Origin of the sequence: Bradyrhizobium sp. TM239 (assembly GCF_036247985.1) — a bacterium.
Lineage (GTDB): Bacteria > Pseudomonadota > Alphaproteobacteria > Rhizobiales > Xanthobacteraceae > Bradyrhizobium > Bradyrhizobium ottawaense.
The window spans coordinates 211,345-236,559 of record NZ_BTIR01000001.1; the positions used below are offsets into that span (position 1 = coordinate 211,345).

The 25,215-nt window shown below is 56.9% G+C and carries 26 protein-coding genes and 1 pseudogene; 16 read left to right on the plus strand and 11 right to left on the minus strand.

Annotated elements, in window-relative coordinates; genetic code table 11:
• Positions 1-48: 48 nt before the first annotated feature.
• From AABA84_RS01005 to AABA84_RS01045, 9 genes are all read left to right on the plus strand, one after another.
• Positions 49-1,191, plus strand: a complete 1,143-nt coding sequence (locus AABA84_RS01005; RefSeq protein ID WP_338311013.1) for a PDR/VanB family oxidoreductase — start codon at positions 49-51, stop codon at positions 1,189-1,191.
• 26 nt (positions 1,192-1,217) lie between these two features.
• Complete coding sequence (locus AABA84_RS01010; protein WP_338311014.1) at positions 1,218-2,531, plus strand: aromatic ring-hydroxylating dioxygenase subunit alpha; 1,314 nt, start codon at positions 1,218-1,220, stop codon at positions 2,529-2,531.
• 7 nt (positions 2,532-2,538) lie between these two features.
• Positions 2,539-3,024 carry an aromatic-ring-hydroxylating dioxygenase subunit beta gene (locus AABA84_RS01015; RefSeq protein WP_338311015.1) on the plus strand — a complete coding sequence of 162 codons (486 nt, stop codon included), beginning with the start codon at positions 2,539-2,541 and terminating at the stop codon, positions 3,022-3,024.
• A gap of 11 nt (positions 3,025-3,035) precedes the next feature.
• Complete coding sequence (locus tag AABA84_RS01020; RefSeq protein ID WP_338311016.1) at positions 3,036-3,773, plus strand: SDR family NAD(P)-dependent oxidoreductase; 738 nt, start codon at positions 3,036-3,038, stop codon at positions 3,771-3,773.
• Positions 3,774-3,829: 56 nt separating this feature from the next.
• Positions 3,830-4,255, plus strand: a complete 426-nt coding sequence (locus AABA84_RS01025; protein WP_338311017.1) for an organic hydroperoxide resistance protein — start codon at positions 3,830-3,832, stop codon at positions 4,253-4,255.
• An 11-nt stretch (positions 4,256-4,266) separates the two neighbouring features.
• The gene (locus tag AABA84_RS01030) at positions 4,267-5,445 is read left to right on the plus strand and encodes a thiolase family protein (RefSeq protein WP_338311018.1); all 1,179 of its coding nucleotides are present in this window, start codon (positions 4,267-4,269) and stop codon (positions 5,443-5,445) included.
• The gene (locus AABA84_RS01035; RefSeq protein ID WP_338311019.1) at positions 5,442-6,683 is read left to right on the plus strand and encodes an SDR family NAD(P)-dependent oxidoreductase; all 1,242 of its coding nucleotides are present in this window, start codon (positions 5,442-5,444) and stop codon (positions 6,681-6,683) included. The genes AABA84_RS01030 and AABA84_RS01035 overlap by 4 nt, the downstream gene beginning before the upstream one ends.
• Before the next feature lie 399 nt (positions 6,684-7,082).
• Complete coding sequence (locus AABA84_RS01040) at positions 7,083-7,361, plus strand: transcriptional regulator (protein WP_338311020.1); 279 nt, start codon at positions 7,083-7,085, stop codon at positions 7,359-7,361.
• A gap of 218 nt (positions 7,362-7,579) precedes the next feature.
• Positions 7,580-7,888 carry a hypothetical protein gene (locus AABA84_RS01045; RefSeq protein ID WP_338311021.1) on the plus strand — a complete coding sequence of 103 codons (309 nt, stop codon included), beginning with the start codon at positions 7,580-7,582 and terminating at the stop codon, positions 7,886-7,888.
• A gap of 215 nt (positions 7,889-8,103) precedes the next feature.
• Here the strand turns inward: AABA84_RS01045 and AABA84_RS01050 are convergent, their stop codons facing one another.
• Positions 8,104-10,149 carry a methyl-accepting chemotaxis protein gene (locus tag AABA84_RS01050; RefSeq protein WP_338311022.1) on the minus strand — a complete coding sequence of 682 codons (2,046 nt, stop codon included), beginning with the start codon at positions 10,147-10,149 and terminating at the stop codon, positions 8,104-8,106.
• A gap of 689 nt (positions 10,150-10,838) precedes the next feature.
• Positions 10,839-11,048: a hypothetical protein gene (locus AABA84_RS35020; RefSeq protein ID WP_445083399.1), complete on the minus strand. Its 210-nt coding sequence runs from the start codon at positions 11,046-11,048 to the stop codon at positions 10,839-10,841.
• Between AABA84_RS35020 and AABA84_RS01055 the strand changes: the two genes are divergently transcribed.
• Positions 11,016-11,918, plus strand: a complete 903-nt coding sequence (locus tag AABA84_RS01055; protein WP_445083396.1) for an IS66 family transposase — start codon at positions 11,016-11,018, stop codon at positions 11,916-11,918. The genes AABA84_RS35020 and AABA84_RS01055 overlap by 33 nt on opposite strands.
• Here the strand turns inward: AABA84_RS01055 and AABA84_RS01060 are convergent.
• From AABA84_RS01060 to AABA84_RS01100, 9 genes are read right to left on the minus strand one after another with little or no spacing between them, the layout of a single operon-like run.
• Positions 11,903-12,610 (minus strand): ABC transporter ATP-binding protein, encoded by a 708-nt coding sequence (locus AABA84_RS01060; protein ID WP_338311024.1) that lies wholly within the window; start codon positions 12,608-12,610, stop codon positions 11,903-11,905. The two genes, AABA84_RS01055 and AABA84_RS01060, sit on opposite strands and share 16 nt — an antisense overlap.
• Complete coding sequence (locus tag AABA84_RS01065) at positions 12,603-13,349, minus strand: ABC transporter ATP-binding protein (protein WP_338311025.1); 747 nt, start codon at positions 13,347-13,349, stop codon at positions 12,603-12,605. Before AABA84_RS01065 ends, AABA84_RS01060 begins: the two co-directional genes overlap by 8 nt.
• On the minus strand, positions 13,346-14,320 hold the full coding sequence (locus AABA84_RS01070) for a branched-chain amino acid ABC transporter permease (RefSeq protein WP_338311027.1): 975 nt from the start codon (positions 14,318-14,320) through the stop codon (positions 13,346-13,348). Before AABA84_RS01070 ends, AABA84_RS01065 begins: the two co-directional genes overlap by 4 nt.
• Position 14,321: 1 nt before the next feature.
• The gene (locus tag AABA84_RS01075; protein ID WP_338311028.1) at positions 14,322-15,170 is read right to left on the minus strand and encodes a branched-chain amino acid ABC transporter permease; all 849 of its coding nucleotides are present in this window, start codon (positions 15,168-15,170) and stop codon (positions 14,322-14,324) included.
• The gene (locus AABA84_RS01080; protein WP_338311029.1) at positions 15,167-15,616 is read right to left on the minus strand and encodes a metal-sulfur cluster assembly factor; all 450 of its coding nucleotides are present in this window, start codon (positions 15,614-15,616) and stop codon (positions 15,167-15,169) included. The genes AABA84_RS01075 and AABA84_RS01080 overlap by 4 nt, the downstream gene beginning before the upstream one ends.
• Entirely contained in the window at positions 15,613-16,707 is a 1,095-nt protein-coding gene (locus AABA84_RS01085; RefSeq protein ID WP_338311030.1) for an amidohydrolase family protein, read from the minus strand. Before AABA84_RS01085 ends, AABA84_RS01080 begins: the two co-directional genes overlap by 4 nt.
• A gap of 19 nt (positions 16,708-16,726) precedes the next feature.
• Positions 16,727-17,509, minus strand: a complete 783-nt coding sequence (locus AABA84_RS01090; RefSeq protein WP_338311031.1) for an SDR family NAD(P)-dependent oxidoreductase — start codon at positions 17,507-17,509, stop codon at positions 16,727-16,729.
• A 51-nt stretch (positions 17,510-17,560) separates the two neighbouring features.
• Positions 17,561-18,298, minus strand: a complete 738-nt coding sequence (locus AABA84_RS01095) for an SDR family NAD(P)-dependent oxidoreductase (protein WP_338311032.1) — start codon at positions 18,296-18,298, stop codon at positions 17,561-17,563.
• A gap of 3 nt (positions 18,299-18,301) precedes the next feature.
• Positions 18,302-19,483 carry an ABC transporter substrate-binding protein gene (locus AABA84_RS01100; protein ID WP_338311033.1) on the minus strand — a complete coding sequence of 394 codons (1,182 nt, stop codon included), beginning with the start codon at positions 19,481-19,483 and terminating at the stop codon, positions 18,302-18,304.
• Between the two features lie 622 nt (positions 19,484-20,105).
• Here AABA84_RS01100 and AABA84_RS01105 point away from each other — a divergent pair.
• The 6 genes and pseudogenes from AABA84_RS01105 to AABA84_RS01130 form a co-directional block, all read left to right on the plus strand.
• Positions 20,106-21,302 (plus strand): ABC transporter substrate-binding protein, encoded by a 1,197-nt coding sequence (locus AABA84_RS01105; protein WP_338311034.1) that lies wholly within the window; start codon positions 20,106-20,108, stop codon positions 21,300-21,302.
• Between the two features lie 43 nt (positions 21,303-21,345).
• Positions 21,346-22,263: a branched-chain amino acid ABC transporter permease gene (locus tag AABA84_RS01110; protein ID WP_338311035.1), complete on the plus strand. Its 918-nt coding sequence runs from the start codon at positions 21,346-21,348 to the stop codon at positions 22,261-22,263.
• Positions 22,264-22,275: 12 nt separating this feature from the next.
• The gene (locus AABA84_RS01115) at positions 22,276-23,265 is read left to right on the plus strand and encodes a branched-chain amino acid ABC transporter permease (protein WP_338311037.1); all 990 of its coding nucleotides are present in this window, start codon (positions 22,276-22,278) and stop codon (positions 23,263-23,265) included.
• Positions 23,262-24,014: an ABC transporter ATP-binding protein gene (locus AABA84_RS01120; RefSeq protein ID WP_338311038.1), complete on the plus strand. Its 753-nt coding sequence runs from the start codon at positions 23,262-23,264 to the stop codon at positions 24,012-24,014. The genes AABA84_RS01115 and AABA84_RS01120 overlap by 4 nt, the downstream gene beginning before the upstream one ends.
• Positions 24,014-24,712, plus strand: coding sequence for an ABC transporter ATP-binding protein (locus AABA84_RS01125; protein ID WP_338311039.1), 699 nt, complete (start codon positions 24,014-24,016; stop codon positions 24,710-24,712). The genes AABA84_RS01120 and AABA84_RS01125 overlap by 1 nt, the downstream gene beginning before the upstream one ends.
• Positions 24,713-24,830: 118 nt before the next feature.
• Positions 24,831-25,193: pseudogene (locus tag AABA84_RS01130) on the plus strand (transposase); the annotation flags it as partial.
• Positions 25,194-25,215: the final 22 nt, after the last annotated feature.

Below are 25,215 nucleotides of genomic sequence, written 5' to 3' on the forward strand. Positions count from 1 at the left end.
CACCGAAGCCGACCTCATCTGGCAATGAAGACGCGCGAAAGCTAAGCCATGCCTGTTGATATTTCTTGTGAAGCGTTATATGGAATATGTCAACCGCGACCGCGCAGCGTGGCTCATCAACGATCGGACAAGGCCTTCTACTTGTCCGCCGCTTCCAAGATGTCCTGTTCAGCGGCCAAAGGGTCGCGTTTCGGCGCTGAAACTGGATCGGTGGGCGACTTGGCGAATCCGGAACGTCTCGAATTGACCGTAACGCATGTGAAACGCGAAACGCAGCTTGTGCGTGCGCTCACGCTCGCGGCGCCCGACGGCGGAGTGCTTCCTGGGTGGCGTTCCGGCGCCCACGTCAACGTTCAGTTGCCGGACAGACAGCAGCGGTCGTATTCGCTCGTCAATCTGATTGCCGATGCCTCCGCCACGACCAATCCGCGCTCATATCTTGTCGGCGTGCGGCTTGAAGAGAGCGGGTTGGGAGGCTCTCGTTTCATGCATCGTTTGGAGGTAGGAAACACGCTTTCGATTTCCGCGCCTCGGAACAATTTCCCGCTCGAGTGCACGGACCGTCCGGTCCACCTGATCGCTGGGGGCATCGGGATCACCCCACTCGCGTCGATGGCCTCTGAACTGATCGCCGCGAAGCGACCGTTCCGGCTGCACTATGCTGGCCGGTCGATCGAGGATCTGGCGTTTTTGTCGGAGCTCCGGAGTTTGGCTGGAGAGAAACTGATCCTCCACGGCGACGATCGTGACGGTCAATTTCCTTTAGCCGACGTGATGCGCGTCCTGGTCAATGCAGAACCCCTCTATCTTTGCGGCCCGCGGCCTATGATCGACTCGGCAGTAGCTCTCGCGCGCGACCTAGGGTGGTCCAAGGACCGTCTTCACTTCGAGATCTTCTCTGCGGCACAACCGATGGATGCCGACGACTCGTTCGAGGTCGTTCTCAAGGCTTCGGGCCATTCGTTTCAAGTGCCCAAGGACAAGACAATTCTTGATGTATTGATCGAAGCGGGGTTGGACACACTGTTCGACTGCCGGCGCGGGGACTGCGGCATTTGCCAGGCGGCGGTCCTAGAGGGCATCCCCGATCATCGAGATTATGTGCTCTCGGACGAAGAGAAATCATCAGGAAAGCTCATTCAAATCTGCGTGTCGCGATCAAAGTCGCCACGCCTGGTTCTTGACCTCTAGGGAACTGCGCAAGTGGGAGAATGCAGGTGAGCCACATTCCGTTTGACGCGAACGCGATTCAAAACCTGGTCCGCGATCGGGAAGTCCATCGAGACGTTTATGTCGATGAAGAGGTCTTTCGCCTCGAGATGCTGCATTTGTTCAGCAACACGTGGGTGTACGTCGGGCATGACAGCCAGATCCCGAACTCCGGAGATTATTTCGGCACGGAGATAGGGACACAACCTGTTCTGATGGTTCGGCATACGGACGGATCCGTCAAAGTTCTTTACAACCGATGTCCGCACAAAGGCGTCCGTATCACGTCGGAGACCTGCGGCAATGCTGGTAAATTCTTTCGCTGCCCCTATCACGCGTGGAGCTTCAAAACGGATGGTTCACTTCTCGCGATTCCCCTCAAGAAGGGTTATGAGAATACGGGACTTGCCGAAAGCCACGCTGGCCAAGGGATGAGCCCCGTTGCTCATGTGCGAAACTATCGAGGCTTTATTTTTGCGAAGCTGAGCAATCTTGGACAGGGCTTCGAGGAGTACTTCGGCGACAGCCTGTCTTCGATTGACAATATGATCGATCGTTCGCCGGAAGGGCGTCTCGAAGTCGCTGGTGGCGTTTTCCGATACACCCATCCGTGCAACTGGAAGATGCTGGTCGAGAACCAGACCGACACATGCCATCCAATGGTCGCGCACGAATCATCCGCCGGAACCGCGGTCGAGGTTTGGAAGAGCGCTCCACCAGGCACCCTAATGCCCATGGCAATCGAGTTGCTGGCTCCATTCATCGGCCCATACGAATTCTCCGAAGAAATGGGAATAAGGGTCTGGCCAAACGGCCATGGTCATACCGGCGTTAGCAAGTCGATCCACTCGAACTATTCGGCCGTTCCAGAATACTTCGAGCGGATGGTGGCCGCCTATGGTGAAGACCGAGCCAAGGGGATTCTTGGAGAGAATCGACACAACACCATCTATTTTCCCAACCTGATGGTCAAAGGTCCCATACAGCTTCTTCGGATCTTCAAGCCTTTAGCGGCCAACAAGACGCTCGTCGAGTCCTGGACCTTCAGGCTCGTAGGGGCGCCGGATCTACTTCTCGAGCGCACGCTCTCTTACAATCGGCTGATCAACGCTCCCACATCAATCGTTGGCCACGACGACCTCGAAATGTACGAGAGGGCCCAACTCGGTCTTCGCTCTAACGCAAACCAGTGGGTCAATCTTCAGCGCCTCTATTCGCCCGATGAGGATCCTGAACAAACCATCGCGACTAACGGTACCACCGAGCTTCAGATGCGAAATCAATTTCGTGCCTGGGCGAAATACATCACCCTGTCGATGTAGCGAAGTGATGACCATGCATCCGAGCAACCACGATCTGACCAACTTCATCCTCAACGAGGCGCGGCTGATCGATCAAATGCATTTCAATGAGTGGCTCGATCTTTTTACAGAGGATGCGTTCTATTGGATGCCACTCGAATGGCAACAGACCGACCCTCGCCTCGGGGCTTCTCTGATGTACGAAGATAGGATGCTACTGAAGATTCGCGTCGAGCGGCTCAAGGGTAGTCGAACCTTTAGCCAGAAGCCAAAGAGCCGGTGCCATCATCTCCTGCAGACCCCGCTCGTTCTCGATCGCGATGACGCCACATCGACCTATACGACCTGGACGCCAATGCACTACGTCGAGACGAGGCAAGACGAGCAGACCCTCTTTGCGGCGTGGGCTACTCACACGCTGGTTTCCACCGACGGCACCCTGAAAATCAAACTGAAGCGGGTCGACCTGGTAAATTCCGACGCAGCGTTTGGAAGCATTCAGCTTTTTATGTGAGGACGATTCCGATGCTTTCCGGCGATTCTGCGGCGGCGGTGGTAACTGGCGGAAGCGCCGGAATCGGTGCTGCCATCTGTCGTGCTTTGCTCGATACTGGGCATAAGGTAATCGTGCTCGATGCACAGCCATTGACTTGGAAACATGAGCAGGCGCGCCACGTAGCTGTGGATCTTTCTGACACGGAAGCTACGCAGAATGTCGCCTCCGCACTCGCAGAGGAGTTCAAGGTATCAATCTTCGTCCACAACGCCGGCGCGATAAGACCTGCCCTCGTAGAGGCGACAAAGTATGACGATCTCAAATTCTTGTCGGACCTCCATCTCGCGGCTCCGCTTGTGCTTCTGCAAGCCTTCCTACCGACCATGAAACTTCAGCAAAACGGCCGCGTGGTTCTTATTTCGTCGCGTGCACTGCTCGGCGTTCCGACGAGAAGTTCGTACTCGGCAACCAAAGCAGGCATGATCGGACTAGGCCGTACCTGGGCGCTCGAGCTTGCAAAGCACAGCATTACCGTAAATGTGGTCGCTCCAGGTCCAATCGGGGCCACCGATATGTTTCGTGCTCTGACACCAGAAGGAAGCGAGCAGGAAGCGCGCCTCGCAAACTCCATTCCGGTGGGGCGGCTCGGACGTCCCGAAGATGTGGCCAACGCCGTGCTATTTTTCGTGTCTTCCCGCTCCTCATTTGTCACGGGTCAAACCTTGTTTGTTTGCGGTGGAGCAAGCGTCGGCAGTTTTTCCCTCTAGCAACCAAATGTGCCCCGTTCGGCCGGTGCGCGCTCGAACAACGCGGAGATTGACGCATGAAGCCCGAAAGGATTCTTTTCGAAACGCAAGTGACGGCTAAAGGGGGGCGCCAAGGTGAGGTAACGAATGAAGCGGGCGATTTCGTCTTGAGGCTTGCACTCCCGAAGGAATTGGGTGGTGCCGGCGGCCCCGGCACAAATCCAGAGCAGCTGTTTGCCGCGGGCTACGCCGCGTGTTTTCTGGGCGCGGTGAAGCTCGTTGCGAGGAACAGGAAAATTCCGATCTCGGATGAAGTGAGCGTTACGGCAAATGTTGGAATTGGGCCGATCGCGGTGGGCTACGCCTTGGCGATCGAATTGAAGGTCCACCTTCCCGGCGTCGATCAAGCGCTTGCAAACGAGATCGTCTCGGGAGCCCACGAACGGTGTCCGTATTCCAACGCCACTCGGGGGAATATTGACGTCGTTCTTACTGTTGTCTGAAGACGCTCTCCATGAAGACAGTTCGGCGATTGCCTTACGATGGCGTTGTAGTCGCGATTCCAGTAACCATTCGATACGCGCGTTACTCACAAGAGAGCGCGCAATGGTGGATCGGAAGAGCACTAAAGGCCCTCCTTAGTGAAAGTGGCTTACAAATTGGCGATGTCGACGGCCTTTCAATATCGAGCTTTACGCTTTTTCCAGATACCGCAGTTGGATTGACGCAGCATTTCGGTGTTTGCGCGCGCTGGCTGGACACAATTCCACTGGGCGGTGTCAGCGGGATTGCTGCGCTTCGACGAGCCGCACGGGCCGTCCAGATGGGCGACGCCCGTGTGGTCGCATGCATCGCAGGTGACACAAACCATGTCGATACATTTCGAAAGACATTGGAATCATTCTCACGAGCTAATCAGGATGCAGTTTACCCGTACGGCGCGGGTGGCGCTAATGCAAGCTTTGCTCTCATTGCTCGCAACTATATGCGGACGTACGGCGTGTCGCGTGAGGACCTGGCTAAGATTGCCGTATCTCAGCGCGACAACGCGTTGCGCAACCCGAATGCGTTATTGAAGCGTCGCCTCACAGTCGAGGAATACTTGGCGGCGCGTCCCATTTCGGATCCGATTCATCTCTTCGACTGCGTCATGCCTTGCGCCGGTGCCGAGGCATTCCTGGTAATGGACAGGGATTTTGCAGTATCTCGCGGGATTTCGGGGGCGAAGCTGCTGTCAACGATCGAACGGCACAACGCCTTTGCGCAGGATCCGCTTCAATTGCGTGGGGGTTGGGTGATGGACATCGACGAACTTTACGCCATGGCGGGCATTGGCCCAGACGAACTCGATGTTGTTCAGACATACGACGATTACCCGTTTGTGACAATGATGCAGCTCGAAGACCTCGGCTTTTGCAAGAAGGGAGAGGCCGCCGAATTTGTGAGGAAGCACGATCTAACGATCAACGGCAGCTTCCCGCATAATACTTCGGGTGGTCAATTGTCCGTCGGGCAAGCCGGAGCGGCAGGCGGATACCTCGGTGTGACTGAGGCGCTTCGCCAGGTGTTGGGGTCTGCTGGCCCCACTCAAGTTCCGAACGCACGAAGCGCGCTCGCGTCTGGCTTCGGGATGATAAATTACGACCGCGGTCTCTCTTCCGGGGCTGCAATATTTGCAGGACCATCGGCATGACTCCTCCCCTCCAAAGACCTCCGCGCAAGGGGGTTCTTAAGCGCACACGAACTGCAACCTTGCCCCCGAACCGGCGCAGCCGGGCGGCTCACGCTTTGACCAAGGCGGCGGCGGAGTCCCGCTTCGCCCTGCAATGCTGCTCGGAATGCAACACTTTCGCATACCCACCACGAGATTGCTGCCCAGTTTGCTTGTCAACCGTGCTTCCGCTCAGGGATGCTCCGAACGAGGGAGTATTGGTGTCGGACACATTGGTGCGCGTGCCTGCCGACGTCTACTTCCGCGAACGTGCGCCGTGGCGCATAGGACTAGTCCATCTCGATTGCGGACCAATCATGGTGGCGCACGTACACGGTGACTGTCACGAAGGCGAGAAAGTTCGTATGTCTCTTCAACTTGACAAAGCCGGCCAAGCAGTCGCTTTTGCTGCTCCGACCAGCATGACGCCTAACTCGACAGACGATGCTCAATGGCGCGAGTTGACCGCGGACCCACGATTTCGAAGAGTACTCGTAACGAACGGACGCAGTGAAATAGGACAAGAGATTGCACTAGCACTTGTCGAGGCTGGCGCCAGCAACGTTTTTGTCGGCGTCGCCCAACCTTGGAAGCCGTTTCGAGGCGAGGACCGCTTGGTTGGGGTTTCTGGTATTCAATTAGTTCCACTCGACCTTGCCGACGAAAAATCCGTGTTCAATCTCGCCGCGGATATCGCAGGAAGGACCGACATCGTCGTCAATACCGCTGAGCACATAAGGCCAGGTGGGCTTCTGACTCGAAATGGGGTAAGCCATTTTCGCGACGAAATCGAGCAAAGCTATATTGGCTTCGTTCACCTAGCTCAGGCCTTTGGCCCCGTAATGCGGATTCGGGGCGCTGATGGTACGAACAGCGCGGCCGCTTGGGTCAACATCTTCTCGGTCTATTCACTGGCAAATTGGCCAGCCTACGGAGCCTACTCTGCGTCCCAGGCAGCGGTTCTGTCGTTATCTCACTGTCTGCGCTCAGAACTACAACCCGGGGGCATAAGAGTCATGAACGTCTTCACCGGTCCACTTGACACGGAATGGTACCAGACGCTTCCGCCGCCAAAAGTAGCGCCTAAATTCGTCGCCGACTCCGTAGTGCGGGCCTTGAGGTCTGGAACTGAAGAGGTATTCGTCGGAGATGTTGCGGAAGACCTCAGGAGGCGGCTCGCTGCAAATCCAAAGGCGTTAGAGCGAGAGCTAGGACTTTGAGGGCGTATGGAGCCGATCCTAACCAGATCGGCCTGCTTTGCTCTTGACGGACAGCGTGTTCTGGTTGTCGCATCTTATTGCAAACCGGCAACACCGGCCCGCTCCTGCGGTCGCTGGAGGCGGCGCTGCCCCACTGAGGCCGTCGCCGCTCAAGCCGACGCGGCAGCCGCGCGGCGCCGCCACCCTCTACTCACGAGGGACCTTGCGCGTTGGAACCTATGGCTTTCAGCTGGCCCTACAATCTACCAGCATCCTATCTCATAGATGAAAGGATCCATGAGGGCAGCTAAGCAAGCTGCGTCAGTCACGACCGCCTTATTGCCTATTTATTTCATGTGAAATATCATACGACTCGTAGGCGTCCGTATGTCTCGGAGTAGGGCTCTCTGGATGTTGGTGATGACGCGCCAAATCAAGGCCGCACGATCGTTGTTGGGTTGGAAGCAGAACGATCTCGCGATGTATTCTGGAGTTGCGATTTCGACTATCAGGCGGCTGGAGGGGCAATGCGACGAGCCATTGGCGGCACACTTCCAGACAATTGAGAAGATCAGATACGCTCTCGAAAGGGCTGGCATCGAATTCCTTGGCAAGCCCTCTCCAGGTGTCCGCGTTCGTTTGAATGTTCACGACCAATCCGATGGGGGCGAGAAAGCGGCAATCCAGAACTCGGGCTAGCCGAGAAGCTATTATACGAGTCCATTGTACGCCTCCTTGCGCTACGGCGTACGAGGCCAAAGGACTTGGCTCAAAAGGTAAGATGTTGGGGAGTTGCTAAGGCTATCCTCCCACTCGTCTGAGAATGGCCAGCATTTTTTGTCGCGCGCCACGGAAAACGGCCCCTATAGGGAGTGGCAAAGATCGTTGTCTCATGAGTCGTGCAAGCCAAGGGAGTCGTGCAAGCCAAGGGCTATATCGGAGACGCCGATCTGCAGGATCTGGTCATGTCGCCCATTTATGCGGATCTCAAAAGCTTTCCGCTGCATGACGGGAAAAGCGACTTCCTCCTGAGCGGAAACAGCATTTTCCACCGCGCGCTGTGCCGAGCCAATGTGCTGACGGAATTGGTCATGTTCGACGGTCTTCCCCACGTGCATTGGAGCACCTTCACGATGTCCGGGGTACACTTGTCTGAGCTGCCAGGACCAAAGCGGACATCCGATTGCGATGCGGAACTACCGAACGGCCGGTTGTCCCCTACATAGGTCCGCGATCGCGGGTATGGGTCTTGCCCTCGCCAGCACCGGGAAGGTCGTGCCCCCACAAGACTTCGCTGAACACAGCACCGATAGTGACGAAGTTCCTACCATGGATGCCCTTGGTCCTCTCCTCCGACCTCAGCGCTCGCTATACATTCAGAATTGACGTCTTCGCTAGATCGCCCCGTGCGGAAGCGGCCAAACTTAATGCCCGACCCAGCTCATGCCGCATTAATCGTGGCCATGAACTTCATGAGCTCATCGCGAAGCCGAGCGCTTTCCAGCGAGAGCATCTTCGCTGAATCTAATACGTTGACCGATGCCACTCCCGTCTCCCCAGCGCCACGATCGACTTCCGTGATGCTTTCTGCAACTTCCTGGGTGTCTCGAGCCACTTCCTTCACGTTGACCGATATTTCTTGGGTCGCATCGCTCTGCTGGCGTATGGCGGCAGCGATGCTAGACGCGATCTCCGATATTTGCACGATTGTCTCACCGATCTCCTTGATAGAGTCGACGGATTCCTCGGTGGCGGACTGCATACCGGCGATTTGCGCCGCAATTTCCTCGGTAGCCTTCGAGGTTTGGCTTGCTAGCGATTTGACCTCGGCCGCTACCACGGCGAATCCACGTCCCGCCTCACCCGCGCGGGCCGCTTCGATCGTCGCGTTCAATGCAAGCAAGTTTGTTTGCTCCGCAATTGCGGTTATCAATTTAACAACCGCGCCGATTTGCTGCGCAGCATTCGAGAGTTTAGCGATACGACAATCAGTTCGTTCCGCCTGGAGAACCGCTGCTTCGGCGATGCGACTGGACTCGTGGACTTGACGACCGATGTCGCGCACCGAAACCGCCAGTTCTTCCGTCGCACACGCTACTGACCGAACATTGGAGGACGCCCGTTCGGAAGCACCTGCGACGCGCCCGGAGAGATCCTGTGTAAGCTCTGCCGTGCGAGTCAACGAACTTGCCGCCCCCTCCAACTGATTCGCGGAAGAGGAGACATTTGAAACGATGCTACCGACCGCAGCTTCAAACCCTTCCGCAAGACGCTGCAACTCCGCACGCCTCATTTCCTTTTGTTCCTGATTGCGTGCTTCTCTCTCCCACGCCTCGCGTTCGGCCTCCGCGAGGGCTCGAACCTTGAACTGCTCAACGGCACTCGCCATCTCGCCCAGTTCGTCTTTGCGCCCGAGGCCCGGCAGCACCACGTCAAAGCGTCCGCTAGCGAGTTCACGCATTGCAGCGCACATTGCAGTCATTGGCCGTGCAATCCCCTGTCCCAGGGCCCAAGCCAATAGCGAACCGAGCATCAGGGTTACTACGCCGAGGAGCGTCGCAGACCGCTTAGTATCTTGAGCGATCGCCCCCGATCGAGCAGCAATCGCTTGCTGCTGTGCGAGTAGCGAAGCCTTCATTTCGTCGCCATCCTGGGCGATCTTGCGGGCCGCTTCGTCCAACCTATTGACGAGATCGGCGATCGCCACAGAGTTGTCGACGAACTTGGCGAAGGACATTTGGTACGCGTCAAGCTGAGAGGCGAGTTCCACCATTTTCGGGGTAATCTTGGGATCTGCGTTGCTTAGTGCCTCGAGGGTATTCTTCAGCAACTGTAGGCCGGTCGTGGCGGTCTTCACGATCGATGGATCGGGCCGAGCTACGTAGTTTGAGATGGCGGTGGCGACAGTCGCACTTCTACCTGCGAGCTCATTCAGGCTCAACTGCAGTTCAGCGAGGTCCGCAAGCGCCGCGGCGTCGCGAATATCCTCAAGCTTATAGCGAAACGAATTTCCAAATCGCGCTAGATGGCTCGATACAATTTTGGAATTTTCCTTCTTCAGCTGTACAATCTGCGCAAACAGCTTGACGACCTCGTCAAACTCGCTGCCGAGCTGTTTGACTTTCTTGCTCGTGGCTACGCTGGCGACATTTCTCGCATGCTCGATGGCGCGTGCGAGGGCAGCCTCGGCTTTTCGTGCGGCGTCCTCGTCACCCGACGTTCCTGTAGCGGCAAAATATCGAGTGAGTAGTTCATAGGCGACTAGACCACGATCGATGTCGCGGGCCGCGTCGGTTTCACTGACGATCTGCTGATATGAGTCCATGCCAGCTGATACCTTCTCAAATCCGAAATACCCGACGCCAATGCTAATTGCCAATAGGGCCAGCACCGCGAAGAAGCCGAGCACTATTTTGGCACGGTATCTCAGATGAGACAGCATCCCTAGATTACTGGGTGATTTGCGAGTACCTTTGAACCAATTCATTTTTGCACTATCTGACTTATGTCAATTTCGTCAAAGCATCACGAAGCGGAGAGAGCTGCCTTCATCTTGATGCAGACAATACGGCGAAAACAATAAGTTGGGGTAAAGCTATCTAACGGCGCCGAGTCGAGATTCGCCCGATAATGATATATGAAATACAAATTCTTGACGCATTTCGCCGGTGTGTGCGGTCGAAGGATTGCGACAACTCTGAAACCTCTCGTCTACGCCTGGTGCCCGGGTCCTGGCAGTCGCGAAGTAAGCCGGTAGAGCCCGCCTTCGCCGATTGAGCTCGAGCGTGAGATGTCTTGCTCACCAATTCGCAAGCAAGATGAGCAAACGTGACGACGGCTACGGTTCTGTCCGGTCCCGAGCGGCGGTGACGAGTGCCGAGAAGCGTCGGATCATGGAGGAGAGTCTGGTGCCTGGCGCCGGTGTTGTCGAGGTTGCTCGACGACATAGCGTTCACCGCAATCTGTTTCCTGGAGCAGATGGCGCTGGAGCTTGAAGAGCTGGATGCAACCGCAACCGAAAACCAACTGGCAGCATAGAGGACGGACCAAGATACAGACCGTCAGGTCCTTCCAGCGCAAGCGCCGTCACGCAAACCGTTCCCCGACCATTTGCCGCGCGAGCAGGTCGTAATCGCCGCACCGCAGAGCTCCTCTTGCTGCGGCTCATCGAAGCTATCAAAGTTGGGCGAAGACATTGCGGAGACGACAGAGACGCTGGAAATCGTTCCGGCAGTGGAAGGTGGTCCAGACGGTGCGCGAGAAGTTCTGCGCCGGGACTGCGAGACGATGACCGAGCCGCCAGCCTCTTTCCACGCGATGTCGCGCGGCTTCGCCGGGCCGAGCCTGCTGGCCATGATCCAGTTTGAGAAGTTTGGCCAGCATCATCCCTTGAACCGGCAGTGCGAGCGCTACGCCCCGGAGGGTTATCGATCTGAGCCTGTCGACACTGGCCGACCAGGTCGGCGCCTGTGCGGCGGCTTACAGCCGATCTATGGGCTGATCGCGCGCCATGTCCTCGCTGCCGAGCGGCTTCACGGCGATGACACCACGCAGCATCTCCAAGCTTCACCGGCATCCTGCAGGCCGATGCCGATAGCGGCAACAACGAGCTGCACGACGCCTCGCGCGCGCAGGGACCGGTTACGCCCACATTCTGTTGAGTCCATGCCAGGCGGCAGTTTTTTGAGCTGGCGGACATCGCCGCCAATGCGAGGCGCGACAGGAACGCCGCGGCGATCTCGCCGATCGCCCTGGAGGCAGTCAAGCGCATCGATGCGCTGTTCGACATTGAGCGCCGCATCAGCGGCCAAAGCGCTGAAGAGTGTCTGCGGATGCAAAGAACAAAGCGCGTCGCTTTTGACGGCCTTGGAAGCATGGCTGCGCGAGCAGCGCACCCGGCTGTCGAACTCCTCATCGGTCGCCAAGCCGATCGATCACATGCTGCGCCGCTGGGGCAGGTTTGCCCGCTTCATCGATGACGGGCGGATCTGCCTGGCAACCAATGCGGCGGAGCGCGCGCTGCGCGGCCTTGCCTTGGGTCGCATGTCTTGGCTTTTCGCTGGCTCCGAACGGGGTGCCGACCGCGCCGCTGCCATGGTGACGCTGATCATGACGGCAAAGCTCAACGGCGTCGATCCGCAAGCCTCCGCCGACGTGCTCGCCATGCCGGAGGAAATGCTGAAAACCGCTGACGACCCGAGCAGCGACACATCCTTTTTGAATTTGTCTTTGAAAAGGATCTACCCACCTAAATAGCGGTGCCGAGTTTCAGTGTCTTCTCTCAAGGCATCGGGAGGTCCCGAGTAAACGATCCGACCTTTGTTCATGATGTGAACATGGTCAGCGATCCTCATCACCAATCCAAAGTTCTGCTCGACGAGAAGAATCGCCATCCCTGCGCTCCGGCCCTCCTGGAGAACGTCGGCAACCTGTTGCACCAGTAGAGGCGAAAGTCCTTCAGACGGTTCGTCCAAGAGGGCAACGAGCGGATTTGCCATAAGTAGACGGCCCATCGAAACCATGCTCTGTTCTCCGCCACTCAGAGCGGCCCCAAGATTATCAAGACGTTCACCTAGACGAGGAAAGGCTTTCAAGACCCTGTCGAAGTTCCAGGCATTTGGCTTCTCACCGCCGCGCTCCGAGATCTGCAGGTGTTCTCTCACCGTGAGCGAGGGAAATAGCCTTCTGCCCTGAGGAGCAACGGCCATTCCAAGTCCGGCGCGTTTGTGCGCGGCAAGATGGGTCGCGTCGATGCCATTCAGACCGACCTTACCTTGTCGTACAGGGTGATGACCCGCAATCGACTGGATCAAGGTTGACTTCCCCACGCCGTTCCGTCCAAGGACGCAGCAAATAGTTCCGGAGCGGACTTCGAGGTCTATGCCATGCAGAACTGTGCCGTCACCGTAGCCAGCTTCAAGCTCTCGGACGGTCAGCGCGCTATCCATGCTGATCTCCGAAATAGATCTTAGCAATTTCGGGATCCGAGTGGATCTCTGTTGGGGAGCCGCTTTTCACATGGCGGCCGTTCTGCAATACAGTTACCCTGTCGGCGAGGCGCATTGCCAAGTCGATGTCGTGTTCGATCAACAAGATCGTGACGTCGCGTTGCATCTTCGAAATCATTCTCTCCACGATTTCGGTCTCAGCGATGGAAAGGCCTGCCGCCGGTTCGTCGAGAAGCAAAAGCTTCGGGTGCCGTGCAAGCGCCAAAACCAGCTCCACCTGCCTTTGCTCTCCATACGAAAGTTGCTTTGTAAGAGAGGCCGCCCGGCCGCCAACTCCCCATTGATTGAGCATCTCCATCGCTTCATCTCGACAAGATTCATACGCCAGAAGGGGCTTGAACATGCCGAAACGCGAGCGCGCGCCGGCTTGTAGAGCCAGCATTGTGCTCTCCAGAACGGTGAGATCCGGAAACAGCGTGGTGATCTGGAACGTGCGGCCCAGACCGAGCCCTACTCTCCGCGAAATGCTCATGGAAGCGACATCGCAGCCGAAAACGCTTATGGACCCACCCGCCGGCGTGATCGCTCCTGAGATCGCGTTGAACAGAGTCGTCTTTCCCGCGCCGTTGGGTCCGAACAGAACAAGTCGTTCGCCTTTTGCAACGGCCAAGCTCAGGTCACTGAGAACGGCGATGCCCCCAAAAGTGACGGTTAGATTGCGTACCTCGAGTACATTCATGGCCGGTTGCCCCGCATAGCACGAAACAATCCGACGAGCCCTTGCGGTGCAAACAGTGAGGTAAGAATGTAGATGAGGCCCAGTACCAACACCCATCTGTCTGTTATGGCACTCACGACGTTTTCGAGGCCGATCAGGATGAAAGCACCGATAACGGGACCAGCCACCGTACCCGCGCCCCCGAAGATCACCATGATGAGAACGAGCGCCGAAGTCGTGACGCTCAAATAGCCCGGACCAACAAAGCCATTTTGCCAGGCAAGCAAGGCACCAGCCAAGCCCGCAAGGGCGCCAGAGATCGCGCAGGCAATGAACTTGTGAAGCCAGACGTTGAATCCGAGTGCCCTCATCCGGCTGCCATTTTCTCGTATACCGATCATCGATCGCCCGAAGGGCGAATACACCAGCAATCGACTGGCAATGAGAACCATGGCAAATACCGACAGGACGATACCGTAAAAGAAGATCGCCGCATTCGATCCGAAGATTGAGAACGGAAGTCTTATCCCAGGAATGCCATCGTCACCGCCGCTAACGGCTCGCCAACTGTAGGCAGCGCCCCAGAGCACTTGACTGAGGGCGAGCGTGATCATGAGCTGATAGGGGCCAGTGGACCTTAGCGTCAGACATGCGAACGCCATCGCTAGAACCGTGCTAGCTGCGATCGCCACTGCTAGCGGTAAGAAAAAGCCGTCTACTCCAGCGCGAGAAAGGATAGCGATGACATATCCTCCAGTGCCAAAAAACGCGGCATGCCCGAGCGATGCAATACCGGTATATCCGACTAGCAAGTTCAGGCCGATCGCGAATATGCCGTAGATCATCATCTTGGCCAGCATCGCCGATGGGTAAGACCCCAGCACCAAGGGGGCCATGGCGAGAGCGCACACGAAAGCAATCGTTGCCGACCCCGCGACCGACCGCGTCTGACCTACCTGCGTTAAACGCCTCGAAATTTGTGCCGTTGACATTCTATCGTCCAAACAGGCCGGAGGGCTTGAGTGCCAGTATAAGTGCCATCGGCACAAATACTGAGAACAGCGCCATTTCAGGAAAAAGGGCCTTGCTGACACTGTCCATCAGACCAATGAGAAGAGCACCGACCATTGCCCCGCGGAGACTGCCTAATCCGCCGATAACGACGACGACAAAGGAAAGTAGCAGGACATCGAATTCCATTCCGACCTGAACACCAAGAATGGGTGCCGCCACGACCCCAGCTAGCGCTGCGAGGGCCGCTCCAAAGGCAAACGTGACAGTTGTCAACAGAGGAACATTCACGCCGGCGCTTTGAGCCATGAGCGGGTCGTCTATTGCGGCCCGGATCATCATGCCGATGCGGGTTCGCGTCTCGATAAGCCACAGGCAGATAGCCAACACGACGCCGAACCCGGCTACGAAGAGCCGATACTTTGGGAACACGATCCCCTGCAAACTTACGACACCCTGAAGCAATCCGGGAGCTTCTATGGTCAGGGGAGTACCGCCCCAATACCAGAGCGAAAGATCGCCCAACACAAGCATTGCACCGAACGTCAATAGGGTCTGCGGCAGCTCGGCCTTGGGAATGTATCGCAGCAGGCGTTCGATCATAAGTCCGATAAGGACAACGGCCACCACTCCACACAAAGCGCCGAAAACAATGCTTCCGCTCTGCCTGCCCGCCGATACTCCGATCCAAGCGCCGACGGCGTAGAATGCACCATGAGAAAGGTTGAGCACGCGCATCATGCCGAAAATCAAGGCCAACCCTACAGAAAGCGCGAACAGCGTCATGCCGTAGGAGATTCCGTTTAGTAGCTGAAAGGCCCAAAACGTCATGACACGGCAGGTCCGCTTGCCTTTCCGGCTAAAACGGGACGTCTCGGATTTGCATTTGTCAATGCTGTCCGCCACTGCTGCGGCCGGGTGCCAATCAGTGATGACGATTTTCGACGAGCTTCACGAAGTTTGCAAAGGCTCGCTGGAGCAATATTCGACTCACTCCAGAGGGAATGGCCGCTAATGGTCACTTTCGCCGAGGCCACATGTGCGACCGCTGATACGGCCGCTTCGATCTCATGCATGAAGCTTGGGGCAAGAGTGCATCCTGGAGAAGTCAAACGCATCAGTATGTCGACGTGCCGATCTGCCCCGATCGACCAGCCGAGAATGAGTCCCATGTCGATCACGTTGATGGAAACACCAGCGTTGACACTGCACGGATCGAATACCGTTGCGATAGCACGACGTATTTCTCCTTGATCCGGGAACATCTCGCTGCTCATTCCGCCCTCCCCTCATTGGGCGCCCAACGCGACCAGGGCTGGGCGTATCCTTCGGCGGAGAGCCGGCGGGCGAACCTGTCATCCTTGATCTTTGCTTTTGCTGCTTCAATGTCGATCTCGAAGATTCTGCAGGCGTTTTCTCCGAGCACCAATTTCTTCTGATCCCTTGTAATCTGCTCAAGACCAAACTTATCAAGGATGTGCTGCGGGAATTTAAAGTCGCGCCAAAAGCGCTCGATCAGCGGCCGCGGATGTGCAAACATCGAGCCGCTACTCCAGACAACCTTCTCAGGTCCACCCCACCAGAAGAAATGGGCAAGAATATCGGCGAACCAATCGGGCGCCTTGTAAAGCAAAAGCGTGGTGACCTCCATGTTTACACTTACATTTGGATAGCGAGCGATGGCCTGGGCTGTCTCATCCATGAAGGCCATGCCCCCATGAACGATCTGAAAGTGCAATTCCGGGAAAAGAGACGCGGGCTCGTCGATGTCATCGATGCGATAGGGGTTTAGCGGCACCGGACCGTCAGTCAGCGCCTTGTGGAAGATGAACGTCTTGATGCCCATTTTTGCCGCCTGCTCATAGAGCGAGTAGACTTGGCGGTTGTCGGCGCGCCAGCTCGCAAAGCGTTCTTTGCCTTTTTCCCAGTAGATCTGACTCGGATAAAGTTTGAGCGCGACAGGCATCCGCGGCATCTCTGTCGCGAGGTCCTTGAGGTCCTGCAGGTAGGCTTCTGGCGGCTTGGTGCAGTCGATACCGATGTAGTTGACATAGCGGTCCGGATACCGACTGGCCGCTTCAATGTTCTTCTCACGAGAAGCCAGACCGTCTTTCATCCAACCAGTGAGTTCGAGATTCATGTTGCCGATGAGATCAACCGGACTTTCCAGTAGAAGGGTCTCGATCTGCTGCTCGATCGTCAGGTTTCGATAGAAGACGTCTTTCGGAATTCGGTAACCGCCTGGGTTCCACTGATTTAGATGAAAGAAGAGATCGGCAAGGCCCTGGCCGTACCGATTGAGGATGTTATCGGGGGCGAGATTGAGCGCGTGCGAAATGGTGTCGAATACGAAAGCATCATCGATCATGATGGGATTGTTCTCAAGGCTATCGGACGGCGTATCCGCCGTCCGCAAGAATGTGCTGCCCCGTGATGTAGGAGGCATCGCTTGAGGCAAGGAAGAGCGCGACGCGCGCGATCTCACCAGGATCGGCCACCCGGCCCAGGAGCGTCAGCCTGCCTCCTGTGTCCCTCCACATCTGATCCTCTGCTTCAGCGCTGATATTTGGATGGAGCTGCCGCAATTGATTGGTTCGTGTCGCTCCGGGAGCAAGGGTGTTCACTCGAATGCCGTCCTTTCCGTAGCGGCTGGCCAGCGAGCGGGTGAATTGAAAGATTGCGGCCTTGGTCGTGCTGTAAAGCCAAGTGCTCTCGCCGCCGAACTCCATACCGACCATGCCGGCCAGCGAGCCTACGTTGACGATCGCGCCCTCTCCTCGCGCAACCATCATGGGAAGGACAGCTCGGCATACTTGGTACATGCTCTTAATGTTGACTGCCACGACTCGGTCGAACTCGTCTTCCTGCGTTTCAGTGATGTCGCGGCAGTGGAGGATGCCTGCGTTGTTGACCAGAATGTCCGCTCTTTGGGCAACCGCATCCGCTTCCCGCGCCAACGCGGAAGCCGTTGCGGCGACGGACACATCGCCAACCACCAGGCGATGATCCCGATCGGGAAGATCGGCCTTGAGTCGGATCAGGCTGTCCTGATCTATGTCATTGAGTACCAGCGTGGCGCCCTCTTGTGCAAAAGCGCGGGCGATCGCAGCCCCGATTCCGCTGCCTGCCCCAGTCAGAATTGCGGTTTTATGCGCTAGCTTGCCAGTCAATCTCTACACTCCCTAACCTGCAGCTTCTCGCCTTCCCATTCGCTCTGGCCGTCATGCGCGCTCACCAAGCGATCGGAAGTAGCCCTCGCGATCGACTGATATCGCTTTTCCGCGCTCCTTCGCTTCTGGTCCAACCAGCACTTCGGAGGCGCCCGCCTCGAGCGCGTTCAGGATTTCGTCGGCGGCCTCACGCGGACTGATTTTCGGAATGTCCAGTGAGGCGATCATCTCGGTGTCGATAGCTCCCGGCTTTGCAACCAGCACCTGAATGCCGGCGGGCGACAGCTCCGCTCTCAGAATATCAGCCATCGCGCCGGTTGCCGCCTTCGAAACGCAGTATGTCGCGAGTTCCAGGATCGGAGCGTCCGCCAGCGCAGAACCGGTGACGACGATGGCGCGATGCCCCTGCCGCTTACGTAGTTCCGGAAGCAGCGCGCGGATCACGCCTAGCGCTCCTAAATAGTTTACCTCAAGCTCGAGTCTTGCGGCCGCCAACCCGCCTTCTGTCAAAAGTCCCTGCATACGGTTCACGCCCGCATTGCTGAAGACGAGCTGGGCGCCTGCGGCAGACGCCGCGAGCGCGTCCAAGTCAGACTGTACCGTCACGTCACATAACTGCCAGCAAACCCGCTCGCGCTCCTTTGGCCGCAGTGCGCCGTTGGGCATGGGCAGCACGTCGCTTGCCACCACGGACTCAGCGCCGCGGGCCAGGAGGGCTCTCACCAACGCGAGGCCAACCCCCTGCCTCGCACCTGTTACGACCGCTACCTTGCCCGCGACCTGCATCATGACTTAATCCGGAGCGACGTCTCGCCTGACGTCGAGGATTTCATATCCGCGCTTATTCCCGTCTGGCACCACCTTCACGAAATAGAAGTCGAGAAGCGGAAACTGCTTTCCGGCTGCGAACCGAAACCGACCCTGCGGCGAATCAAAGTCGACCTTGCGGATGGCCTGGATCAATTGACCCGCCTCCGACTTCCCGTTCGTCTGTTTCAGGCTTTCGCCAATGACTTGCCCAATCGTGTAACCCAAAGCTTCGTAATAGCCGCTCGGGGCGGAACCGTATTTTGCCTTGTAGTCAGCCACGAATTGCTTGTTCTGTGGGATGGATAGGGTTTCGAGATAGTGCGTGATCACGATGGCACCATCGGCTGCCGAGCCCATGGAGGGCAAAAGAACCCCATCCACGGTGCTGATGACACCCGTGAGCGGCATCGACTTGGTCTGCCCGAGATCCGCCCTTGCACGAACGTATTTGATGGCATCGCCGCCAGGAATTGCCGAAAGGACCGTATCTGCACTCGGCAAGCCGGCGAGGAAGGACAACCAATCGGCCGTGCCGAGGGGAATGAAGAGCTCGCTTTTGATAGCCCCCCCAGCAGAAGTAAAACCGCTCTTGAATCCCTCTGAGACCCGAATTCCGAAACCGTACTTTGAACTGACAATGTTAGCTGTCTTGTGTCCCAGTTTCGCGAACGCGTATTCGCCCATGAGCTTGCCCAGCTGCACAGCGTTCCAGCTCGGAACGAATACGTTCGGGTGCCTGACGTTTTCCGGGGGCTGACCGACCATTACGATGTTCGGAATGCCGGACGAACCGATGTAGTCCTGCGTGGCGGCTACGACATGGGCCAGAAAGGGCCCAACGATCACATCCACCTTGTCGAGTTCGACTAGCTTGCGCACCTTCGCAAGGCCGGTCCCCGGATCGCCCGCATCGTCTTCGATGAGAAGCTTGAGATCTCTGCCGCCAGCTGTTCCGCCGATCTTCTCGAGATACAGCTTAAGGCCGTTGAGTTCGCTGTTGTTGATATCCGCTGTGCCACCCGTAATGGATGCCACGACGCCAACCTTGAGCGGCTGTTCTTGTGCCACTGCGGGGACGGCCCCGACGGTCGCGATTGCGGCCAGTACCAGTAGCAGGCTCGCCTGGATCAGCCAGCGCCTGCCAAGTGTGTTGGAGTTCTGCATGTCTGCCCCTCGTCTCCCCGCCTGCAATGGCACATAACTTTTCTCCTGAAATATCACGATTGTCAATCCACTTGCCCCTTCAAACGGGGGCCGCTGGGCTTCATAGGGCTTTTGGCCGCCGCGAGCGCATCCCGCTGCTCGAAGGCTCTGACGACGGTTCGCCCATATCCCGATGGGCTCCCGGGACCATTAAAGCCCCTACCCCACACGACACGAACTCTGACGCTGATGCTGCAGGCGACTCTTGAGAAGCGCTCCTGGGCCAAGCCAATGCACGGCGCGAGCGCAGCGCCTGCGGTCGTCACGCCCCAAGACTGGCGGCGGACACGGTCCTCGAAGGGTTACGTCAGATGGAAATCTCCTGAAGCCGGGATATCCACCCGGCCGCACGTTCGGCGAGATGCCCGTGCGTCACGAGGCATTGGGATAGGTACGCTTCAGACGCGCCCACACTCATACGGCATTCCGGACTCGCGCCACGCTTCACCCCCCGCCGTCGCGCGGCAGCCCCGGAAGGCGGACGCGCTTGTTGCTTGTCCCGCTCCTCTCCATGGCGCCACGTTCGATACTCATTGACTTCATCTGATATTTCATCACAAGTATCAAAAAGGGAGGTCACGGAATGCCTATTTCTCGCAGCAGTACTTTGACGTTAGGTGCCCTGGCAGGAGCGCTCACGTTGAGCTCCAGTTATCCTGCCGCGGCACAGCAGGACGCTCCGATAAAAATAGGCGTTGTGGCAACGCTATCCGGACCAGGAGCGAACGTTGGTCGACAAATTCGCGACGGGTTCAATCTCGCGATCAAAGATCTCAACGGCAAGATGGGAAACCGCAAGGTCGAGGTGTTTGTCATCGACGATGAGCTGAAGCCCGACGTAGCCGTCACCAAGGTGAAGGGGCTCTTGGAGCGCGACAAGGTTGATTTCGTGGTAGGGCCCGTCTTCGGGAACGTACTGCTCGCTATCGAAAAGCCGATTTCGGCGTCGCAAGTCTTCCTGATCAGCCCCAATTCAGGCCCCTCCAACCTCGCTGGAAAAGCCTGCAGCCCTTACTTCTTTGTCACTTCCTATCAAAACGACCAGGTAAGTCAGATCCTCGGCAAAGTGGCTCAGGAGCGCGGCTATAAGAGGGTTTATGTACTTGTACCTAACTATCAAGGAGGCAAGGACGCCGTTGCGGGCTTCAAAACAGACTTCAAAGGCGAGGTGGTGGAGGAATCCTACGTACCGCTAAACACGCTCGATTTTCAATCGGAGCTTTCAAAAATCGCGGCCTTGAATCCCGATGCGATATTTACCTTCATGCCGGGTGGCATGGGAGTTAACCTCGTGAAGCAGTACAGGCAGGCCGGGTTGGCCGACTCGATTCCATTCCTCTCTGCCTTCACAGTCGACGAAATGACGCTGCCAGCGCAGAGGTCTGCAGCATTAGGCATGTTTGGCGGCGCCAACTGGGCTCCGAATCTCGACCTTCCGCAAAGCAAGCAATTCGTATCGGCCTACGAGGCAGCCTACAATACCGTTCCTGGTGCCACTGGGTTTCAAGCCTATGACGCCGCGATGCTGATCGACAGCGCCGTGCGAGCGACTAACGGCGATCTTAGCGACAAGAAAGCCGTTCGGGCTGCATTGAAGCGCGCCGATTTCAAATCGCTGCGCGGCTCGTTCAAGTTTAATACCAACGGTTACCCGATTCAGGACTTTTATCTCGTAAAGGCGGCATTGCGCCCTGACGGCAAATTCCAAACTGAGATTGTCCAGAAGATATTCTCAAATAGCGCGGACCAGTTTGCCAAAGACTGCACAATCAACGACTGATGTTGAACAGGCACGATACCCTTGTGATACCGGCTGCGCACACATGACGCTCACCTTGGCTTTGGTTCAGGTCCTCAATGGACTGCAATTTGGACTTATCCTCTTTTTGATAGCGGCTGGTCTCACAATCGTCTTCGGAGTGATGGACTTCATCAATCTTGCACATGGCGTGCAATATATGGTGGGGGCTTATCTAGTCGCTGTTTTTAGCGCGTATACCGAAAGTTTCGCCGTCGGGCTTGTTCTCGCGTTGTGTCTTTCACTGGCACTTGGTCTGTTGTTGGAAGTCTCGGTTTTTCGTCATCTCTACGGTGCTGATTACCTCTATCAGGTTCTTGCGACATTTGGCGTTATCGTCTTTGTCGATCACACCCTCAAGTTCATCTTCGGAGCGGCTCCGCTTAGCGTGGCGATTCCTGATATCCTGTCAGGCACAGTGACTATCGCGCCGGGGATGCGCTATCCCGTCTATCGGCTTGTGGTCATCGCGTCAGGGATTGCCGTCGCACTTCTATGTGCCTGGATGGTCAATCGCACCCGGTTGGGTATGCTTGTTCGTGCTGGCGCGAGCAACGCCCCCCTTGTGTCGGCGCTCGGAGTCAACATTCGGCTCCTCTTCACTGTGGTCTTCGGCCTGGGCGCGATGTTGGCGGGTTTCGCCGGCGCCCTCACGGCCCCGATTCTCTCAGTCGAACCTGGGATCGGCGCCAATGTCCTAATTCTAGCTTTCGTCGTAATCGTGATCGGGGGGGTGGGCTCGATACGCGGCTCGTTTGTTGCGGCTCTGCTGATTGGCCTAACCGATACGCTTGGCCGCAGTTTTGCTCCTCTACTGCTTCGAGCTGTCTTCGATCCGTCGACCGCGAGCCAAGTCGGTCGCGCCCTCGCACCCATGCTGATCTACATTTTGATGGCTGCGGTGCTTTTCTTCCGACCGGCCGGCAACCTTTCAACCCGCTAGCGGAGCGTTTACGTGTCATCACAAGCTGCGCAATCGTTAGAACGCGCAAGATTCTTTCGCACCGAAGTTCGCACGCAACGAGCAATTCTGGTGCCGTTGTTGTGTTTTGTGCCTTTGGCCGTCGTGCCGATGCTGCCTGAGGCGCTCGCGTCGAGCTTTGTTGTTGCACTTGTCACACGTACGATGATCTTCGCATTAGCAGCAATGTCGCTCGATTTCCTCATAGGGTACGTGGGACTTGTCAGCCTCGGTCATTCCGCATTTGTCGCACTTGGCGCGTATTCTGTTGGGTTGCTGAGTTTTCATGGACATTCCGGCCTCCTTATTCATATGGCGACTGCAATTATTGCCGCTGGCGGTTTCGCGATTTTCACCGGGGCAATATCACTTCGAACCCGTGGCGTGTATTTCATTATGATAACGCTTGCCTTCGGCCAGATGCTCTATTTCCTCGGCACGTCTCTTTCGGCATATGGCGGCGATGATGGAATGAGTTTGGCAAAGCGCAGTCAGCTTTATGGCTTCTCCGTCCTGAATGACCCTCTTGTCTTTTACTACCTGGTTTTCGCCGTCCTGCTGGGTGCCTATTTGCTCTGCCGCTTGCTTGTTGCCTCACGCTTCGGACGCGTACTTCGCGGATTGAAGGAAAACCCCGTCCGGATGGCCGCAATTGGTTTCCCATCTTTCAGGTATCAATTAACTGCCTATGTCCTTTCTGGCATGATCGCTGGCATTGCCGGCGTTCTGCTTGCAAACCAGAGCGAATTCGTGAGCCCAGCAGCTGCATCCTGGCAGCGATCGGGCGAGCTGATTTTCATGGTGGTCCTCGGTGGAGCAGGTTCTCTGCATGGTGCGATTGTTGGTGCATTTGTCTTCGCTCTCCTCGAGGAGTATCTTTCGCAACTCACCGAGCATTGGGGAATGATCTTTGGCCCCCTATTGATACTGGCAGCACTATTCGCCCGCAAAGGGTTGATCGGTTATCTGGAAATCCGGCGATGACGAGACCGATTCTTGAGCTTGAGCGGCTGTGCAAGAGCTATGGCGCTCTATGCGTAACCGACAACGTGTCTCTTGCCGTCATGCCGGGGGAACTGCACGCGATCATCGGTCCCAACGGTGCGGGAAAGACGACATTGATACATCAGGTATCGGGTCTCCTCAGATCGGACACGGGGCGGATTAGATTTGACGGACGAGACGTCACTGCATGTCCGATCGACGTTCGGGCCAATATGGGTCTCGTACGGTCGTTCCAGATCGTTTCAATCTTTCCCAACTTCACGGTTCTCGAGAACGTCGCCATCGCCGCACAGGCTGGAGCCGGGTCGAGTTTTAGCTTCTTCGACAATGCGGCGGCAGACGAGGACCTAAACGACATCGCATACACTCAACTTGCCCGCGTTGGATTGCGTGAGAAGGCGGATTCACTTGCGTGCTTTCTTTCGCACGGAGAGAAGCGGCAGTTGGAACTTGCGATTGCTCTCGCGACGAACCCCAAGCTTTTACTGCTTGACGAGCCATTGGCTGGCACGAGTCACGACGAATCTAGGCAGGTGATGGGTCTGTTGAACTCATTGAAGCGCCAACTACCAATGATCTTGGTTGAACACGACATGGAGGCGGTCTTTGCGCTGTCGGACACGGTTTCTGTACTGGTCGCGGGCCGGATCATTGCCAGCGGTTCTCCTGAGAGCGTCCGAGGGAACGCAGAAGTGCGCGCCGCTTACCTCGGCGAAGAGGTAGCTTGATGTTGAGCGTTTCAGGTCTGCAGGCGTCATACGGCGCGGCACAGGTGCTTTTCGACGTTTCCATCGACGTCGAGGAAGGCCAAGTCGTCACCCTGCTTGGCCGCAACGGAATGGGCAAAACGACCACGGTGAAAGCTATTCTTGGCTTATTGCCTCCCCGTGCAGGAACAATAGTGTTCGATGGAAAACAAGTGGCAGGGCTGCCTTCCTACCAAATTGCAAAACTGGGAATTGGCCTGGTACCCGAGGGGCGTCAGTGCTTTCCCACATTGACGGTGGCGGAAAATCTCGTCGCCACCGCAGCTAAGCGCGAGAGGCGGAATCGATGGACATTGCAGTCGGTATATCAATTGTTTCCGCGCCTCGAGGAGCGCCAGAACAACTTGAGCACCCGCCTCTCTGGCGGTGAGCAGCAAATGCTGGCGATCGGCCGGGCTTTGATGACTAATCCGAAGCTTCTGATTCTCGATGAAGCCACCGAAGGCCTCGCTCCGCTGGTACGTGGTGAGATCTGGGACTGTCTCCGACAGCTTAAAAGTGAAGGGTATGCGATCGTCGTGATCGACAAACACGTCGATGCCCTTACGTCCCTCGCCGATCGACACTTCGTCGTAGAGAAGGGACGAATCGTTTGGACCGGGAGCAGCAGCGAACTTCGCAGCGACCCAACCGTCAAGGATCGGTTTCTGCACGTGTAAAATTGCGAGGCCTCCTCGGAGCCTGAGAAAAAATTTGAGCGGTTTTGGTAGGCCTGTGATTCCTTCGGATTGGCGAAGATTCGAGGGAGGACACCATGCCGTGGACCAAAGCCGCTGGCTGGCTGCTTATGTTCATCGCGCCAACATTCGGGATGTCCATGGTGCCGTCCCCATGTTGGAGGGCTTGCGAGGCCGCTTCCCTAGTCTCGAGCACATCTGTGCCGATCGGTCTATCGCGGCTAACAGCTCGCCAACGCACTCTCAAAAATGCGGACCGTGGAGGATCGAGATCGTCCAGCGCCCCCCGGGGTCAAGGGCTTCCAGCTCCCGCCCAGGCGCTGGGTCGTCGAGCGCACCTTCGCATGGATAGAAGGATGCCGTCGCCTCTCCCAAAGACTTCGAGGGCTCTGCCGCTACCGAGCTTGCCTGGCTGCTGGCCGCCCATCTGAGGCTCTTAGTTCGCCGCCTGACCAAGCCCTAAACGTGTACGCTTTTTGAGCCAG

Excerpts from the sequence above, each read along its gene's own strand:
- AABA84_RS01105 (WP_338311034.1), top strand. The coding sequence starts at position 20,106 with ATGCCTATTTCTCGCAGCAGTACTTTGACGTTAGGTGCCCTGGCAGGA.
- AABA84_RS01085 (WP_338311030.1), bottom strand. The coding sequence starts at position 16,707 with ATGATCGATGATGCTTTCGTATTCGACACCATTTCGCACGCGCTCAAT.
- AABA84_RS01035 (WP_338311019.1), top strand. The coding sequence starts at position 5,442 with ATGACTCCTCCCCTCCAAAGACCTCCGCGCAAGGGGGTTCTTAAGCGC.
- AABA84_RS01060 (WP_338311024.1), bottom strand. The coding sequence starts at position 12,610 with ATGGATAGCGCGCTGACCGTCCGAGAGCTTGAAGCTGGCTACGGTGAC.
- AABA84_RS01005 (WP_338311013.1), top strand. The coding sequence starts at position 49 with ATGCCTGTTGATATTTCTTGTGAAGCGTTATATGGAATATGTCAACCG.
- AABA84_RS35020 (WP_445083399.1), bottom strand. The coding sequence starts at position 11,048 with ATGATGCTGGCCAAACTTCTCAAACTGGATCATGGCCAGCAGGCTCGG.
- AABA84_RS01050 (WP_338311022.1), bottom strand. The coding sequence starts at position 10,149 with ATGAATTGGTTCAAAGGTACTCGCAAATCACCCAGTAATCTAGGGATG.
- AABA84_RS01080 (WP_338311029.1), bottom strand. The coding sequence starts at position 15,616 with ATGAGCAGCGAGATGTTCCCGGATCAAGGAGAAATACGTCGTGCTATC.
- AABA84_RS01025 (WP_338311017.1), top strand. The coding sequence starts at position 3,830 with ATGAAGCCCGAAAGGATTCTTTTCGAAACGCAAGTGACGGCTAAAGGG.
- AABA84_RS01065 (WP_338311025.1), bottom strand. The coding sequence starts at position 13,349 with ATGAATGTACTCGAGGTACGCAATCTAACCGTCACTTTTGGGGGCATC.
- AABA84_RS01070 (WP_338311027.1), bottom strand. The coding sequence starts at position 14,320 with ATGTCAACGGCACAAATTTCGAGGCGTTTAACGCAGGTAGGTCAGACG.
- AABA84_RS01030 (WP_338311018.1), top strand. The coding sequence starts at position 4,267 with ATGAAGACAGTTCGGCGATTGCCTTACGATGGCGTTGTAGTCGCGATT.
- AABA84_RS01040 (WP_338311020.1), top strand. The coding sequence starts at position 7,083 with ATGACGCGCCAAATCAAGGCCGCACGATCGTTGTTGGGTTGGAAGCAG.
- AABA84_RS01110 (WP_338311035.1), top strand. The coding sequence starts at position 21,346 with ATGACGCTCACCTTGGCTTTGGTTCAGGTCCTCAATGGACTGCAATTT.
- AABA84_RS01125 (WP_338311039.1), top strand. The coding sequence starts at position 24,014 with ATGTTGAGCGTTTCAGGTCTGCAGGCGTCATACGGCGCGGCACAGGTG.
- AABA84_RS01095 (WP_338311032.1), bottom strand. The coding sequence starts at position 18,298 with ATGATGCAGGTCGCGGGCAAGGTAGCGGTCGTAACAGGTGCGAGGCAG.
- AABA84_RS01120 (WP_338311038.1), top strand. The coding sequence starts at position 23,262 with ATGACGAGACCGATTCTTGAGCTTGAGCGGCTGTGCAAGAGCTATGGC.
- AABA84_RS01100 (WP_338311033.1), bottom strand. The coding sequence starts at position 19,483 with ATGCAGAACTCCAACACACTTGGCAGGCGCTGGCTGATCCAGGCGAGC.
- AABA84_RS01015 (WP_338311015.1), top strand. The coding sequence starts at position 2,539 with ATGACCATGCATCCGAGCAACCACGATCTGACCAACTTCATCCTCAAC.
- AABA84_RS01020 (WP_338311016.1), top strand. The coding sequence starts at position 3,036 with ATGCTTTCCGGCGATTCTGCGGCGGCGGTGGTAACTGGCGGAAGCGCC.
- AABA84_RS01075 (WP_338311028.1), bottom strand. The coding sequence starts at position 15,170 with ATGACGTTTTGGGCCTTTCAGCTACTAAACGGAATCTCCTACGGCATG.
- AABA84_RS01055 (WP_445083396.1), top strand. The coding sequence starts at position 11,016 with ATGATCCAGTTTGAGAAGTTTGGCCAGCATCATCCCTTGAACCGGCAG.